Origin of the sequence: Methylobacter sp. sgz302048, assembly GCF_052162025.1 — a bacterium.
Lineage (GTDB): Bacteria > Pseudomonadota > Gammaproteobacteria > Methylococcales > Methylomonadaceae > Methylobacter.
Genome location: NZ_CP197401.1, coordinates 744,484 through 758,893 on the forward strand (window position 1 = coordinate 744,484; position 14,410 = coordinate 758,893).

A 14,410-nucleotide genomic window follows, 5' to 3' on the forward strand; every position below is an offset into this window, starting at 1 on the left:
ATTTTGCCGGCAGGGGCTTAGGGGAAGCCAAAAATGGTACACTGGCCTTTTTGATTGAATGATGGGTATGTTGACGCGTTTGATAGCAAAGTTATTCATGGCCGCACTGTTCGGTCTTATTATGTCCGGGACCGTATTTGCGCATGCCGGCGAGCATCACAGCCAGAACTGTTTTGCCGATGTAGGCGATGCCCGGCTTCGGCTGAGCAGCTACCAGTTTCAGCCGGGGCTGGAGAACGAGCATTTTTGCCGTGTTTTCCCTGAACTCGGGCAGATCATTATCGCGGTCGAGCCACTGGAAGAAGGCCTGGAAAACAGGCAGATCGCGCTGGAATTACTGGAGCTGTCTTCATGGACAGACTGGCTTTTAAATGCCGAAAAGGCTTTTGCGGTCATCAAGCAACAGCCCGCCAGACAATTCGGGGCAGGGCTTGTTTCGATTCAACAAACCATCGAGCAACGCGGCGTTTATGCCTTGAAAGTGATCATGCAGGACGATGCGGGCCATCTTCGGCATCAGTATTTTGTATTTTTAGTGGGCATTCCGGTCAAGAAAATATTGGCAGTTCTAGCTGGTTTTTTATTGCTGGGGTTGGGCTTTGCCTGGAGCCGGAAAATAGCGGCCAAAGGAGAAAGGGCGGCTTAAGTCGCCCCCATAGATAGGTAAGTGCAGTGTAACATTCGCGCTGCTTGTCTATCTCGATTTTATCCCAGGTCGAATGAATTCGACCCTACAACTGCGCAACATCAGTTAATCAATAGCAAGGCGCGATAACGCTCCAGATCTGTTACCGTATCAAGATCCCATTGCTCCTTCAGTTCGTGATGACGAAGATGCAGTTGATTGATGCGGGCGCGGGTTTGCGCCAATACCTCCGATGTGCCCCAGGCCATGTCAGTAAACAAGTCCGGGCAGGGCCGGTTCAGGCCTATCATGACATAGCCGCCGTCTTCGGCGGGCGCCAGAATCAGGTCATGGTCTTCGCGCAATGCGGTGATGGCTTCTTCCAGATCGGCTTCGGTCAATGACGGACAATCGCAGCCTATCAGCAGGGCGTGCGGGTAATCAGCCAGCGCCGCTTCAAAGGCCAGATGCATGCGTTCGCCCAGATCGGCGCCCTGTTGCTGTTTTAGCTCCAGGTGATAAATAGCCGCCGAGGCAGTGAAGAATTCATGATCGATCGATGGCGCGCACCAAAGCTGCACCGGGCATAGCCGGCTTTGCGCCGCCAGCTTCAGCGTTCTTTGGCTGAGCTCAACATGAAGGTCGGCCGCCTGTTCGGCGGTCAATGCCGGTATCAGGCGCGTTTTGACTTGGCCCGGAATCGGCGCCTTGCAGAAGATCATCAATACGGTATCCGGGTGTTTGTAAATCATAGGATTAACCGCGTTTCAGCGGCTTGAATGGCAACAGCAACAGGCGCGAGAAACTCAAATCCTTCGGGCGACGGTAGGCATTCAAACCAATCGGCATGGTCGTTTGCCCGAATCTGGGGTCGGGCGTATAGGTTTTGCAGAGCCTGTCCCACCAAGAAATGGAAAAGCCGTAATTGCTGTCCGTTTCAACAGGGACGGTGGAATGATGCACGCGGTGCATGTCGGGCGTAATGATCAGCCAGCGCAGTTTCCTGTCGATGGCCGGCGGAATGTAGACATTGCTGTGGTTGAACGTTGCCGCCCCGTTCAGGATGATCTCAAAGGCGACTACGGTCATGGGATGGGCGCCGATCAGATAAATGCAGGCCACTTTGTAAAGCATCGACAGCATGATTTCCAGCGGATGGAAGCGCACGGCCGTGGTCGCGTCAAATTCCAGATCGGTATGATGGATCTGGTGCAGGCGCCAGAGCGGCGGCCATTTATGCGTAAGAATGTGCTGGCAATAGAGCGCGAAATCGAGAAACAGCAGCGTGACGATGCTCGACAGCCAGACCGGCGCGCGCCACTGGTTCAGAAGCCCCCAGGAACTGTCGGCGGCATGGACTGCGCTCAGATAGGCAATGCCGCCCAGCGTCAGGCTCATGATCATCATGTTGAACAGGGCCAGTCCCAGATTGACGGACCAGCGCTGCCGCAGGCTGATATTCAGCTTTCTTCGAGGGCTGATGCGCTCCCAGCCGATCATGGTTAAAAAGATGCCGATCGATGCCGACAGGCGAATCAGGGCTTCCATAAGTGTCCTCCGCTGTAAAGCCGGGCCAGTGTTTGCGGGTCGGCGCCGAAAAAGTAACGCAGGCGCAGGCTCCACATGAGCAGTATGGTTTTGTACAGGCCGAATTGCAACCAGCGCCGGCCCGAGCTGTTTACCTTGGCTTTCAGGCATAATGGCGGGCTGAGTTTGTTTAACGCCTTGCAGAGGGCGATGTCCTCCATCAGGCTGATGTCGGGATAGCTGCCGACTGCCGTGAACGCTTCACGTGTGACAAAGATTGCCTGATCGCCCGTGGCGATGCCGGTTAGTCGGGAGCGCCAGTTCATCATCTGCGCGATGACTTTGAGCATGAAATGATCACCGCTCAAGCGAATGTCAAAGCGTCCCCAGGGTGCAGGCCTGTTGATCTGTTCCCGAATCAGTTGAATGGCATTGTTGGGCAGGAAAGTATCGGCATGCAAAAACAGCAGCACTTCGCCCGTTGCCTGTCTGGCGCCGGCGTTCATTTGCCGGGCGCGGCCTTTGGGTGAGCTTACGACCCGGTCGGCCAGCGGTTCGGCGATAGCGGGAGTGTCATCGGTACTGCCGCCGTCGACGACAATAAGCTCGCAGCCGTTGCGCAAAGGTTGCAGGGCCGATAAACAGCCGTGGATGTTTTGTGCTTCATTCAGCGCCGGGATGATGATCGAGAACTTCATGGCAGTCGCTAATATAGTGTACGGTGATTAATGTTAACAATATCATGCGATTGAAAACAGGGCTGTATGTTAGCGCAGCCGGACGGGGCATGTTGCCCCATTCGAATGTTTGGCGATGATCAAGTACGGCCACTCAGCTCAGGCATTGCAGAAACGTTAGGGCCGGGGGTGTAAACCCCGGCCCGCTTGAGGTTCAAACCAGAATAGTAAGGTACGCATCGCGCACCTTTCCAAAATGTTCAGGTGAATGAAGCTCCAAAAGGTACACGGTGCATACCCTACAGTCAGTTACAACGGCTCAAACAAAGCCGTCAGGTCGTCGGCAGTCAGCTGCGGTGATTCTTCGCCGCCGCCTTTGTAAATGCCTTCGGCCAGCTGGCGCTTTTTTTCCTGCATGACCAGGATTTTTTCTTCGACCGTATTTTCCGTGATCAGTTTGTAGACGAACACGGGTTTATCCTGGCCAATCCGGTAGGCGCGGTCGGCGGCCTGCGTTTCGGCGGCCGGATTCCACCACGGATCATAAATGATCACGCTGTCGGCTTCGGTCAGGTTCAGGCCGACGCCGCCAGCTTTCAGGCTGATCAGGAACACGTTCACGGCGCCGCTTTTAAACCGCTCGATGGCTTCCTCGCGCTTGCGCGTCTGGCCGGTCAGTTTGCTGTAGGCAATAGCGCGCGCGTTCAGTTCATCTTCAATCAGGGCGATCATGCTGGTGAACTGCGAGAACACCAGTATGCGCCGGCCTTCTTCCAGCTGTTCGGGCAGAATCTCCATCAGCAGGTCGAGCTTGGCCGACTGCTTGACTTTTTGCGCACTTTCCAGCGGCAGCGTGCGCGGGTCGCAGCAGGTCTGGCGCAGCTTCAGCAGGGCATCGAGAATAGTGATATGGCTGCGCGACAGGCCGCGCAGGGCGATCGCGTCGCGGACTTTCTTCTCCATGGTCAGGCGGATGCTTTCGTACAGCGCCGCCTGTTTTTCGCCCAAAGGCACGGAACGGATGATTTCGGTCTTGGGCGGCAGTTCGGTCACGACATCGTGCTTGGTGCGGCGCAGCATGAATGGCGCGATGCGCTGCGTCAGCCGGGTGCGTTGCTGGCTGTCGCCGTGGACTTCGATCGGCGTGCGATACAATTTTTTAAAGATGACATTGCTGCCCAGAAAGCCCGGCATCAGGAAATCGAATTGCGCCCAGAGTTCGCCCAGATGGTTTTCCATCGGCGTGCCGGTCAGGCACAGGCGGTATTGTGCCTTGATTTCGCGGACTATCCGAGCGGCTTTGGCCGAAGGATTTTTGACAACCTGGGCCTCGTCCAGAATCAGGTAGTAATAGTCCCGTTCGAGCAGCGCCTGCTCATCGCGGGGCAGCAGCGGATACGTGGTCAGGATCAGGTCGTAATTGCCGATCTCGTCGAAATATTGCTTGCGGTCGGAGCCTTGCAGGGTCAACACTTTCAGGTCGGGCGCGAAGCGTTCGGCTTCGCGCCGCCAGTTGCCCATCAGGCTGGTTGGCGCGATGATCAGGCAGGGCGCCGTCATGCGGCCGCTCTGTTTTTCCAGCAGCAGATGGGCGAGCGCCTGCACGGTCTTGCCGAGCCCCATGTCATCGGCCAGAATGCCGCCAAACCGGTACTCACGCAGGAATTGCAGCCAGTTAAGTCCGTGCCGCTGGTAATTGCGCAGCTCCGCTTTCAGCCCTGCGGGCGGGGCGACATTCTCGATGCCGGCAAAGTTCTTCAGCTTCTGGCCCAGCTCGCGCAGCGCTTCGCCGCCGGACAGCCTGAACAGGCCGTAGTTGTGCATTTCCATGTCGACGAGGCTGCCGGCATTGAAGCGCGACAGCCGGAGCGCGCCGTCGTTGGCCAGCGCGCTGTTGCTGTTGAACAGTTCGATCAGAATCGCCAGGAACGGCTTGATTTTCTCGGACGGCAAGGTCAGATAACGATGATCGCCGATATGCAGGTTGAGCCGTTCGGGCAGGTCTTCCAGATCGTAATATTCCAGAACCGGCATGATCAGCGGCAGCAAAGGCAGCGATTGGCCGTCGATGTCGACGTTAAAGCGCATTTCAAACCAGTCATAGAGGCTTTCGCTGATCTCGACATCCCAGGTTTGTGCGGCTTGGAAATGAAGCCTAAAGCTCTCGTTTGTGTCGATCAGCCAGCCTTCCTGTTCAAGTTCGGGCAATACATTGAGCAGAAAGTCGCCCCAATGGGCCGCGATGTCCAGCGGGGATTTGGCGCGGCTGAAGAACACTCTCTCTCGCGGATGCGCGACGCCGGCATCGCCAAACCCCAGTTCAGCCAGTCGGTCGAAGGCCAGCTGTTCGGCTGCCGTATCGCGCTGGATGCGCAGGAATTTCCGGTTGGCCTTGACCACGCTGTAGGGCTCATGAGCCAATGCTGGCAGCGCCCATTGGCCGTAAACGAATTCCAGAACCATGAAATGTACGTAATGGTCATCGATGGGCCGGCCCTGCAATGTCAGCCGGGGCGTAGGCGTAAGGTTATTCACCTCGATCAATTCGATTTTTTTCGGCGGCGGCAGCGGCAGGCCGGGGTGTTCAACGATCAGCCGCTCGCTGAATGTTTCGACGTGCTCGGGCGGCACCAGCGGGGCCGATAAAACCTTCTTGAGCTGGTCGGCGCTCAGATTGTGCGTATCAACGGTGCCGATGCTACCCAGTTCGGTGTCCAGATAATAAGGCGGATCGGTCAGTATCAACAAGGCTTCAGGCTCGACGGCGACTTCCAACTGACAGGCGCCGTCCTGTTGCTGTTTCCAGTCCAGGCTTAATTCCCGCGCGTCGGCTGCTTTCAGAGGCGATGACTGTTCAAAGTCCTGCCAGTACAGACGTCCTGTCCGCGCCAGCTTCGACAAAGCGATCGAACCTGCGGCGCCTCTGATCGGCGGCTCGCCGATATGGGCATTGCTCAGCGCGAACAGCAAGGTGGTAATTTCAACATCTTCCGGCTGAATGGCCGGCATATGCATATAGCTGTAGCGCAGATTGTTCAGTGTGGTTTGCCTGCCTTTGCTCAAGCCCCCGGTCTTTTTTTCCTTCGTGAGGTAAAATTCCATCATGAATTCATAGGGCTGTCTGCCGGGCTTCAGGACATAAGCGATAAATTCCTGATGGGCATCGTGTTGGGGCGCTTGCTCCGGTTTATCAAGGCCGGCAAGCCAGTCCAGACAGCTCGAGTCCACGGCGGGAGGGGCTGTTTGAATGGAGTCTTGATACATCAGGCAGACCGCCGCCACATGTTTGCAGTTATAGCCGACCGGGCAGGAGCAGTCGCCTTCAATCGTCGCAGCGCTGTAGTCAGGGCGCCAGACGATGCGGATATTCTGGTTATACGGGGTCTTTACGCTGCCTTTGACAGACGAATTGAGCTGTACGAAAAGAGCGCCTTCGCTGCTGACAGTCAGCTTAACCACCTGGCCTTTCAAATAATAATTGCGGCCGCGCTCGTAAGAACTCTCGCTGCATGCGTGGCGTATAGCGGAAAGGGACAGTTGTTTAGGGTTGTTCATGAATCATGGCCCATTGACTGCGGGCGGAAGAATAATACGGAAAAGCTGTGCACTATAGGGAAGGCGAGGGGGGTTATGCAAGTCTGTTTTTATTTGGGCTAGTGGATTTAAGCATAATTGATCGAGGAGTAGGTGCTTGTTTTATGGATGAAGAATGGCTGCCGGCATCTAGGTATCGCATGAAGCAGGGGAACAGCTTGATGTTGCTTAGAAACGGGGACTCAATAACATCAGGGCTTTTAGTTGCAAATTAAGGATTCGCTAAAAAATAACTTCCGATATTTCTTCAGGTTAAGGCTCTTTCTGGCCCCAATTGCCGTCCCGTGGGAGCGATGCCTACATCGCGATTTAAAATCGCCCGGCAAGTCGCGATGTGGGCATCGCTCCCGCCGCGGTTGCCCGTCTTTATTGAATCGCTTGGGTCTTTGCTTCAATGATTGCCTGAATCTCGGCGGCCTCCAGGGTTTCTTTCTCCAGCAGAGCCCCGGCCAGTGCCTCCAGTTGCGGGCGATGCGTCTTTAGCAGTTCCGTGATCTTTTCTTCGATGCCATGAACCAGCGCATGGATCTCATCATCGATGATCTGCGCGGTATGTTCGCTGAAATCCTTCTGCTGGGTCATTTCCCGGCCCAGAAAAATATGTTCCTCGCCCCGGCGGAATGCGACTGGGCCGATCTTCTCGCTCATGCCCCAATGCGACACCATGTGACGGGCCAGTCGGGTAGCCTGCTTGAGGTCTTCCTCGGCGCCGGAGCTGAATTCGCCGAAAATCAGCTTTTCGGAAACCCGGCCGCCCAGCATCACGCCGATGCGGTCGCGCAGGTAACTTTCCGACAGATTGTGCCGTTCCTCGCCGGGAATCTGTTCGGTCGCGCCCAGGGCTTGCCCGCGCGGGATGATGGTCACTTTGTCCAGGGGATCGGTGTTGGGCAGCAGGCAGGCTGTCACCGCATGCCCCGCCTCGTGATAGGCGATCAGTTTTTTCTCTTTGTCTTCGATGACCATTTCGCGTATGCCGCCGAGTACGACCTTGTCCCGCGCATTCAGCAGCGTCGCCATATCGACTTGGTCCTTGTCTTCGCGCCCGGTCATTAGGGCCGCTTCGTTGATCATGTTTTCGAGATCGGCGCCGGAAAATCCCGCCGTGAGTGCCGCCAGCCGGTCCAGGTCGACGTTTTTCGCCAGCGGCACGGCTTTGGTGTGAATTTTCATAATCTGAATGCGCGCCTTTTTGTCCGGCAGATCCAGGGTGATTTTGCGGTCGAAGCGGCCGGGCCGAAGCAGCGCGGGGTCGAGCACATCGGGACGGTTCGTGGCGGCCAGCACGACCACCGTTTCATGGGCCTCGAAGCCGTCCATTTCTCCCAGTATCTGGTTCAGGGTCTGCTCGCGCTCGTCATGTCCCCCGCCGAGTCCGGTGCCGCGCGCCCGGCCTACCGAGTCGATCTCATCGATAAAGATGATGGACGGGGCTTCCTTTTTGGCGCTTTCAAACATATCACGTACGCGGGAGGCGCCGACGCCGACGAACATTTCGATAAATTCGGAGCCGCTGATGCTGAAGAACGACGCCTCGGCCTCGCCGGCCACCGCTTTGGCCAGCAGGGTCTTGCCTGTACCTGGCGGTCCCATGAGCAGAATGCCTCGGGGGATATTGGCGCCCAGCTTTCGGTAGTGCTCCGGATTCTTGAGATAGCTGGTGATTTCCTGCAAATCGCGTTTGGCGTTTTCCAGGCCGGCGACATCGTCGAACGTTACATGGGATTCCCCTTGCTGGAAGCGCTTGGCCTTGGATTTGCCGAAGCCGAAAATGCCATTTTCCGCACCCATACGTTCCTGCATCCTGCGGCTGGAATACCAGAACACGCCGAAGATCAACAGCCAGGGCAGCAGGCCGATCAAGGCCCGTCCCCACCAATTAGCCTGTTCGGACTTGGCGATCATTTCCACGCCGTGTTTTTCAAGCAAGGGGATGAGCTCCGGATCGTCTATCGGCGGCAGCGTAGTTGTGAAGCGGTTAGGCGCCTGTTGTTTGTTGGGCGCGCTCTCGGTGCCGCTTTGGCGTAAGATGCCATAGACCTGATCGCCCTCCAATGTCACCTGCGCGACTTCATCGGCGCGCACCTTGCTTTTAAAGTCCGTATAAGAGAGCGTTGATGAGTGCTGGATTTGCCCGAGGCCGGCCCAATACCACGAAAACACCAGCACTACCAAGAGCCACAAAAGAAAGTGCCATCCGGCCGGCTGTTGCGGCTGGCTTTGCGGTCGCGAGATCTTGTCTGCGGGCTTTTTGTCTGCCATATCGTCCGGTCCGTTATTATTGCTTGTTGGATGGCGCATATTTCGCTTGATGTCACGTTTTTGAACGCGCATTGGCATATTTAATTCCAGCCTCGGTTTTTGCCGGAAGTTTGCCAATCAGGGTTAGGACGTTTTTTTCCGTTTTTTAGGCAGCCAGGACTTGCCGCTCGACCACCAGGGGCTGGACGGATGGCACAGGCGGAAATAATTCGAGGCTTTTATGGCATCGGAGATGGCTTCATCGACGGGATCTCTGACCGAGGCAGTGCAGCTGTTGATCACGACAGCCTCGGTCTCCTTCAGGCAGTCGCGGAGCCGTTTGACGAAATGGCGCTTGCCGATGACCGGATTGTCCCAGCATTTCATAAAGACTTCGGTGCGGTATTTTTGCGGCGGCTTGCCCAGCGAACACTGATGCTGGACAGCATTCATCAGAATCAGATCGAACGGCTGCTGTGCGGAAAAGCCCTGAACATTGAGGTTCTTGGTCGCGTAGGCCAGAAAAACGCGGATGTTTTCGCCGGTAATGCCGTTGGCAGGGCCGATAGGGGCTTTGGTCAGCTTGTTGAACTCATCCTTGTGCGGGCTTTCCAGAACAAGGACGAGCCGCGGGCCGGTTGACTGGCTCAGGTGCTCGGGCAGATCGAGCCTTTGGGTGAAATTGTTTTCATTTTGCGGGTTTTCATAGCTGAAGCCCTGTCCAGGCCCTTGATAAATGGCCGTGCCTACGTATTGATCAAGGCAGGGCAAGGTGGCAACGGTTTTATAATCATAGACAATCGTGCTGATTATCCGTTTGAATTCTTCTTCGTGGTCGCTCATGTTGCCTCCTTAAATAGGGATGGGGCCTTTGCTCAACCGGCAAAGTCGATATTTTGTTTCAGCACTGCATTAGACAATAAAAACCAATAAGAAGCTGATGTTGCGCAGTTATAGTGTGTTTATCGTTTGTCCAGGGTACGCAATGCGTACCCTGGACTAAAGGGCTTAGCTCAACGCGCCGGCGCAGCTGCTGCCTTGCCCGGCTGTGCAGCCGTAACAATGCTGGCCTACGGTAATGGGCGAGCCGGCCAGAGGGCGGCAGTTTAAATCGCTCAGGCGGGTTTTGCCGTCCGGGTTTGCGCCTAGCGGCAGTTGCAGCATCTGGTTGAAGTCGCAATCGTAGACATAGCCTTGCCAGTCTACGCTCAAGGTATTGCGGCACATGACGCTGTCCAGGTTTTCTGAGCGGTAGCTATCCTTGAGCAGCTGCATGTAACTGTTAAGCCGGCCTTTTCTGGCGAGTGCAGTGCCAAAGCGCTGGATGGGCATGTTGGTCAGGGTGAACAGTTTGTTGAAGACGATGCCGTAGTCTTCGCTGAGGTGTTTTTTATAGGCCTGTTCCAGCGACTGCTGTTCAGGCGGCAGGCTCGCATCTTGGGGGTTATAGACCAGATTGAGCTGAAGGCCGCTGTCCGGTTGGCCGTAGCCGAAACGGTTCAGTTTTTTCAGCGCCGCCAGGCTGGACATGAACGTGCCTTTGCCGCGTTGCTTGTCGACATTGTCCTGCAGGTAACAAGGCAGCGAAGCCGTAATGACAACCTGGTTGTCGGCAAGAAACAAGGCCAGGTCTTCGAAACCGTATTCCTGCAGGATGACCAGATTGCAGCGGTCAATCACGGTAACGTTCATAGCCCGCGTCTGCTTGACCAGATATTTGAAATGCGGATTCATCTCCGGTGCGCCGCCGGTCAAGTCGAGCGTGCGGATGTTTTCTTTTTCAATAAAGTCCAGAACCTGGTCTATAGCGGCCTTATCCATCGACTCGGTGCGCTTGGGCCCGGCGTTGACATGACAATGCGTGCAACTCAGGTTGCATCGATAGCCCAGATTAACCTGCAGTATTTCCAGCGTGTTTCTGGTAATGGCAGGAAAGTCAGTCTGTTCCATGTGCGGTAAGGGTTTGTGCATGGTGTTCATTCTTTGCTGAAATAAATGTCGCCGTAATAGGCCGTTGCTTTGCCCTGAGCATTGTCGGTATCGGTCATGATGGCAACGGCATCAATATATTGGATGTCTTCGTCGAACTGTTGTTTCAGGTCGGCAAGGATATTGCGTTTTTCGGTATGCCAGACGCCTGTTCGATCATCGGCCGATCTGAGCGCGATCATGACGGCATGGTCGCCGGCAAACGCATTGGGCCAGATTCTACCCTTAGGCGACGTGCTTGCCCAGACATAATTAATGGCTCTGGTTCGCCAGAACGCCAAACCGCCGCTGATGACGACATAAACACGCGCGGCATAATCGTCGCCGGATTTTTCCTGTTCATTGATGTTTCCGAGCCGGTTCTCGATGCGCCAGCGCCAGTTCATGAATGGCGTTTTCCGGAGATCGATGCGCTGCTCTTTGAACAGCCCCGAAGCGCTGCGGTCGCTGACCGCTTTCAAGGCTTTCGTTCCATCAGTTTCAGCCAGCCGGTACTCGGTTTGGCCTTTGAATGCCTTGCTTTGCCATTGCGCCAGCGAGCCCGCGGAAAAATGGCCGACCATGAGCTTTTCATAATCTTGCGCCGCCGCAGGGGATGAGAACAGCAAGGCCAGGCAGGCTGAAAGTTTACCGGCGCCGCACATGCTTTGTAGCAGTTTCATAAGTAATCCGATACCGCGCATTAACGATTGGCATAAGAAAAAATCATGCGTCTGCATGCGCAATATACGTTCTCTGCTGTAGCTATTCCTATAAAATGCCATGCAGCCGCGCCTCCGATAACATAATTTTAAAAAAATTGAACTTTCTATAAAAAAAATTCAATACAGAGCTAGTTTATTTTTTTTGTTTCTATATAATACGCGCTTCACAATCGTTATCGATGCCTCGGTGGCGAAATTGGTAGACGCAAGGGACTTAAAATCCCTCGGTGGTAACACCGTGCCGGTTCGACTCCGGCCCGAGGCACCATAATCAGATAAAGGGCTTGCAGTATACTGTACAGCTCTTTTTTTATGTCCGACAATTAATGCGATTAGTTTTGAATGAATGAATGTGGTTTTTCGTCTAATTCAAGCTTGGTAATCAGATTTTGTTTGGCTTCAGGTTAAATATTTCTCCACAAATTCCAGACATGCCCTGAAAAATGCGCCCAGGGAGCTTGTTAGACAATATTTGCCTAACCTTATTCTTTACCTAGAACTGATGACGAATAGTGGGACATAAAGCATGATGAGATTTGGCGCAGGTGCTTTAATCGGATATCTGCCCGTCATTTTGATAAATACGATTAACAGCTTTTGCCAATCCAATTTAGGTAGAAATCCACTGATGCTTAGACTCACTATGATGTTTAAACGATGAAGAAAACATTGCTAGCATTGCTTTTGGCATTATTCTCCATCAATGTCTGGGGGGAATGTTATGACGAAAACAAGGATGATCGGACCAATTTTATCGCCTGCAAGAAAGAGGCAGAGCAAGGGAACAGCGACGCGCAGTTTAATGTCGGCATTATGTATGACAATGGGCAGGGCACCGATCAGGATTTCGTGCAAGCGCTCAAATGGTACACCAAAGCCGCGCAACAGAATAACGCCAGCGCACAGTTCAATTTAGGCTTGCTGTACGCCGAAGGTCACGGTGCGGATCAAGATTACGTTCAAGCACTGAAGTGGTATACCAAAGCGGCGGAACAAAATCTCGCCGAGGCGCAGTTGAATTTGGGCACCCTGTATGCCAATGGACAAGGTACGCCGCAGGATTATGCGCAGGCTTACAACTGGTATGTCAAATCGGCCGAGCAAGGCAATGCCGGCGCACAGTTCAATTTGGGCAACATGTATGCCAACGGGCAGGGCACTCCCCAGAATTACTCTCAGGCCATCGAATGGTATCTGAAAGCGGCGGAACAAGGGAATAGCGGTGCGCAATTCAATTTAGGCACCATGTATGCCAACGGACAAGGCAGGCAACAGGATTACGCGCAGGCCATCATGTGGTATACAAAAGCGGCGGAGCAAGGGAACGTTGATGCGCTGTTTAATCTGGGCAATATGTATTTCAGCGGCGAAGGCGTTCCGCAGGATTATGTTAAAGCCCATATGTTTTTTAATATCGCCGGTGCCAACGGTGATGAGCCGGCGCAAAGAAACCGGGATATCGTGGCTGAGAAAATGACACCCGCACAAATAAGCGAAGCCCAGAGACTGGCGTCGGAATGGATGAGAGAGCATTAAGAGTTTGGGTTACTGCCCAGCTTTTTGATTCTTTTTTGCTATAATTCGGGATCAACATTTTAGGCAAAGCAGGCTGATGAGTTCCCCGCGTTATATAAATCCAGCTAATTTAGTGGCTGTTGAGCTACCTATGAGTCTTCAATTATCATGGCTAATTGATGAAGAAATCGATAACGGCATGATATCCGAATGATGGCAGTACGACCGACAACCTCCCGTTTCCTATTTATCGTTATTGGCCGGATAAGTCCGTCTGCATTTGAGAATAAACGCAAAGGATTGGCCAATGTCCTCTGATCCGGCTATTAGCGTCAAAAATCTGGGCAAGCGTTATCAGCTCTATGCGCGGCCGAGCGACCGCCTGAAGCAGTTGCTGTTCCGTGGCAAACGCCAGTATTTCCGGGAATTCTCGGCCCTGCAGGACATCAGTTTCGACGTGATGCCAGGCGAAGTGGTGGGCATCATCGGCCGTAATGGTTCGGGCAAGTCCACGCTGTTGCAAATGATCTGTGGCACGTTGACGCCGACTACCGGCGAGGTTTCAGTCAGGGGGCGCGTGGCGGCGCTTCTGGAGCTGGGCGCCGGCTTCAATCCGGAATTCACCGGGCGCGAGAATATATTCATGAGCGCCACTATCCTCGGCTTGTCTCAAAAGGAGATTCAGGATCGCCTGGAGGAGATCATCGATTTTTCCGGCATCCGCGATTTTATTGACCAGCCCGTCAAGACTTACTCCAGCGGCATGTACGTGCGGCTAGCCTTTGCGGTGGCCACCAGCGTCGACCCCGATATTCTGGTCATAGACGAGGCCTTGTCGGTCGGCGACGGCGCTTTTGCCCGCAAGTCCTTCGACCGTATTCGTACTATGAAAAAAGCGGGCAAGACTATATTATTCTGTTCGCATTCCTTGTATCAGGTGGAAGCTTTTTGCGACAGAGTGTTGTGGCTAAATCAAGGCGAGCTCATGCAGATGGGTGAGCCGCAGGATGTGGTGCAGCGTTATAGTGTCTTTTTACTTGACGGCGAGGATGTCAAGTTTGCTACGCCGATGATGGAAAGCCCACAATTGGCCTCGGCACCACGAGGCTATGCTCGCTTTACTCATGTAGAAGTCAGGCTAGGCGGTACGACGGATCGGGTGCTGCGAGGTCGTGCCGGCGAAAACGATCTATCCATTCGCTTACAATTTGAATCCGATCCTCAACTGCCCGCACCCACTCTCGGCGTGTACCTCAATTACGGCTCACTGGTGACCTTGACCAGTGTGGTAAGTCGCTCCGAAAACGTGCTGATCGAACGGAACGAGCGCGGCAGAGGCGAAGCGACTATTGACTTCCCCTCTCTACCTTTGCGCAAAGGAGAATATTATGTGCACGTCTATCTTGGCTGCGAGGATGCCATACACATCTATGACAGTGTGCAAGCTGCAGCCACTCTATACATTGAAGATTCCTTGCCGGAGCCAGGCCTGGTGAATTTAGCGCATCACTGGCATACGCAGGCTATCGACTAAATTC

11 protein-coding genes and 1 tRNA gene are annotated in these 14,410 nt (G+C 54.2%); 4 read left to right on the forward strand and 8 right to left on the reverse strand.

What is annotated here, in order from left to right; genetic code table 11:
- Positions 1 to 97: 97 nt before the first annotated feature.
- Positions 98 to 646: a hypothetical protein gene (locus ACTNE6_RS03705; protein WP_442498644.1), complete on the forward strand. Its 549-nt coding sequence runs from the start codon at positions 98 to 100 to the stop codon at positions 644 to 646.
- Positions 647 to 747: 101 nt separating this feature from the next.
- On the opposite strand, the gene ACTNE6_RS03710 is transcribed toward ACTNE6_RS03705, so the two are convergent.
- The 8 genes from ACTNE6_RS03710 to ACTNE6_RS03745 all read right to left on the reverse strand — a co-directional run bounded on the left by ACTNE6_RS03710 (position 748) and on the right by ACTNE6_RS03745 (position 11,315).
- On the reverse strand, positions 748 to 1,377 hold the full coding sequence (locus ACTNE6_RS03710; RefSeq protein ID WP_442498645.1) for a TIGR04282 family arsenosugar biosynthesis glycosyltransferase: 630 nt from the start codon (positions 1,375 to 1,377) through the stop codon (positions 748 to 750).
- Positions 1,378 to 1,381: 4 nt separating this feature from the next.
- Complete coding sequence (locus tag ACTNE6_RS03715) at positions 1,382 to 2,173, reverse strand: sterol desaturase family protein (RefSeq protein ID WP_442498646.1); 792 nt, start codon at positions 2,171 to 2,173, stop codon at positions 1,382 to 1,384.
- A complete protein-coding gene (locus ACTNE6_RS03720; RefSeq protein WP_442498647.1) occupies positions 2,161 to 2,850 on the reverse strand; it encodes a TIGR04283 family arsenosugar biosynthesis glycosyltransferase in 690 nt (229 codons plus the stop codon). The genes ACTNE6_RS03715 and ACTNE6_RS03720 overlap by 13 nt, the downstream gene beginning before the upstream one ends.
- Positions 2,851 to 3,138: 288 nt before the next feature.
- A complete protein-coding gene (locus ACTNE6_RS03725; RefSeq protein ID WP_442498648.1) occupies positions 3,139 to 6,384 on the reverse strand; it encodes a DEAD/DEAH box helicase in 3,246 nt (1,081 codons plus the stop codon).
- A 405-nt stretch (positions 6,385 to 6,789) separates the two neighbouring features.
- Positions 6,790 to 8,685 carry an ATP-dependent zinc metalloprotease FtsH gene (ftsH, locus tag ACTNE6_RS03730; protein ID WP_442498649.1) on the reverse strand — a complete coding sequence of 632 codons (1,896 nt, stop codon included), beginning with the start codon at positions 8,683 to 8,685 and terminating at the stop codon, positions 6,790 to 6,792.
- A gap of 123 nt (positions 8,686 to 8,808) precedes the next feature.
- Positions 8,809 to 9,507, reverse strand: coding sequence for a hypothetical protein (locus ACTNE6_RS03735; protein WP_442498650.1), 699 nt, complete (start codon positions 9,505 to 9,507; stop codon positions 8,809 to 8,811).
- 165 nt (positions 9,508 to 9,672) lie between these two features.
- On the reverse strand, positions 9,673 to 10,635 hold the full coding sequence (gene arsS, locus ACTNE6_RS03740) for an arsenosugar biosynthesis radical SAM (seleno)protein ArsS (RefSeq protein WP_442498651.1): 963 nt from the start codon (positions 10,633 to 10,635) through the stop codon (positions 9,673 to 9,675).
- 5 nt (positions 10,636 to 10,640) lie between these two features.
- The gene (locus ACTNE6_RS03745; RefSeq protein ID WP_442498652.1) at positions 10,641 to 11,315 is read right to left on the reverse strand and encodes a DUF3047 domain-containing protein; all 675 of its coding nucleotides are present in this window, start codon (positions 11,313 to 11,315) and stop codon (positions 10,641 to 10,643) included.
- Between the two features lie 223 nt (positions 11,316 to 11,538).
- On the opposite strand from ACTNE6_RS03745, the gene ACTNE6_RS03750 reads away from it, so the two are divergent.
- From ACTNE6_RS03750 to ACTNE6_RS03760, 3 genes are all read left to right on the forward strand, one after another.
- A tRNA-Leu gene (locus ACTNE6_RS03750) sits at positions 11,539 to 11,625 on the forward strand.
- Positions 11,626 to 12,014: 389 nt separating this feature from the next.
- On the forward strand, positions 12,015 to 12,893 hold the full coding sequence (locus ACTNE6_RS03755; protein ID WP_442498653.1) for a tetratricopeptide repeat protein: 879 nt from the start codon (positions 12,015 to 12,017) through the stop codon (positions 12,891 to 12,893).
- A 286-nt stretch (positions 12,894 to 13,179) separates the two neighbouring features.
- Positions 13,180 to 14,406, forward strand: coding sequence for an ABC transporter ATP-binding protein (locus tag ACTNE6_RS03760; protein ID WP_442498654.1), 1,227 nt, complete (start codon positions 13,180 to 13,182; stop codon positions 14,404 to 14,406).
- Positions 14,407 to 14,410: the final 4 nt, after the last annotated feature.

Bases quoted from the DNA above. Each gene is read 5' to 3' on its own strand.
- ACTNE6_RS03715 (WP_442498646.1), bottom strand. From the start codon at position 2,173: ATGGAAGCCCTGATTCGCCTGTCGGCATCGATCGGCATCTTTTTAACC.
- ACTNE6_RS03755 (WP_442498653.1), top strand. From the start codon at position 12,015: ATGAAGAAAACATTGCTAGCATTGCTTTTGGCATTATTCTCCATCAAT.
- ACTNE6_RS03760 (WP_442498654.1), top strand. From the start codon at position 13,180: ATGTCCTCTGATCCGGCTATTAGCGTCAAAAATCTGGGCAAGCGTTAT.
- ACTNE6_RS03735 (WP_442498650.1), bottom strand. From the start codon at position 9,507: ATGAGCGACCACGAAGAAGAATTCAAACGGATAATCAGCACGATTGTC.
- ftsH (WP_442498649.1), bottom strand. From the start codon at position 8,685: ATGGCAGACAAAAAGCCCGCAGACAAGATCTCGCGACCGCAAAGCCAG.
- ACTNE6_RS03725 (WP_442498648.1), bottom strand. From the start codon at position 6,384: ATGAACAACCCTAAACAACTGTCCCTTTCCGCTATACGCCACGCATGC.
- ACTNE6_RS03705 (WP_442498644.1), top strand. From the start codon at position 98: ATGGCCGCACTGTTCGGTCTTATTATGTCCGGGACCGTATTTGCGCAT.
- ACTNE6_RS03745 (WP_442498652.1), bottom strand. From the start codon at position 11,315: ATGAAACTGCTACAAAGCATGTGCGGCGCCGGTAAACTTTCAGCCTGC.
- arsS (WP_442498651.1), bottom strand. From the start codon at position 10,635: ATGCACAAACCCTTACCGCACATGGAACAGACTGACTTTCCTGCCATT.
- ACTNE6_RS03720 (WP_442498647.1), bottom strand. From the start codon at position 2,850: ATGAAGTTCTCGATCATCATCCCGGCGCTGAATGAAGCACAAAACATC.
- ACTNE6_RS03710 (WP_442498645.1), bottom strand. From the start codon at position 1,377: ATGATTTACAAACACCCGGATACCGTATTGATGATCTTCTGCAAGGCG.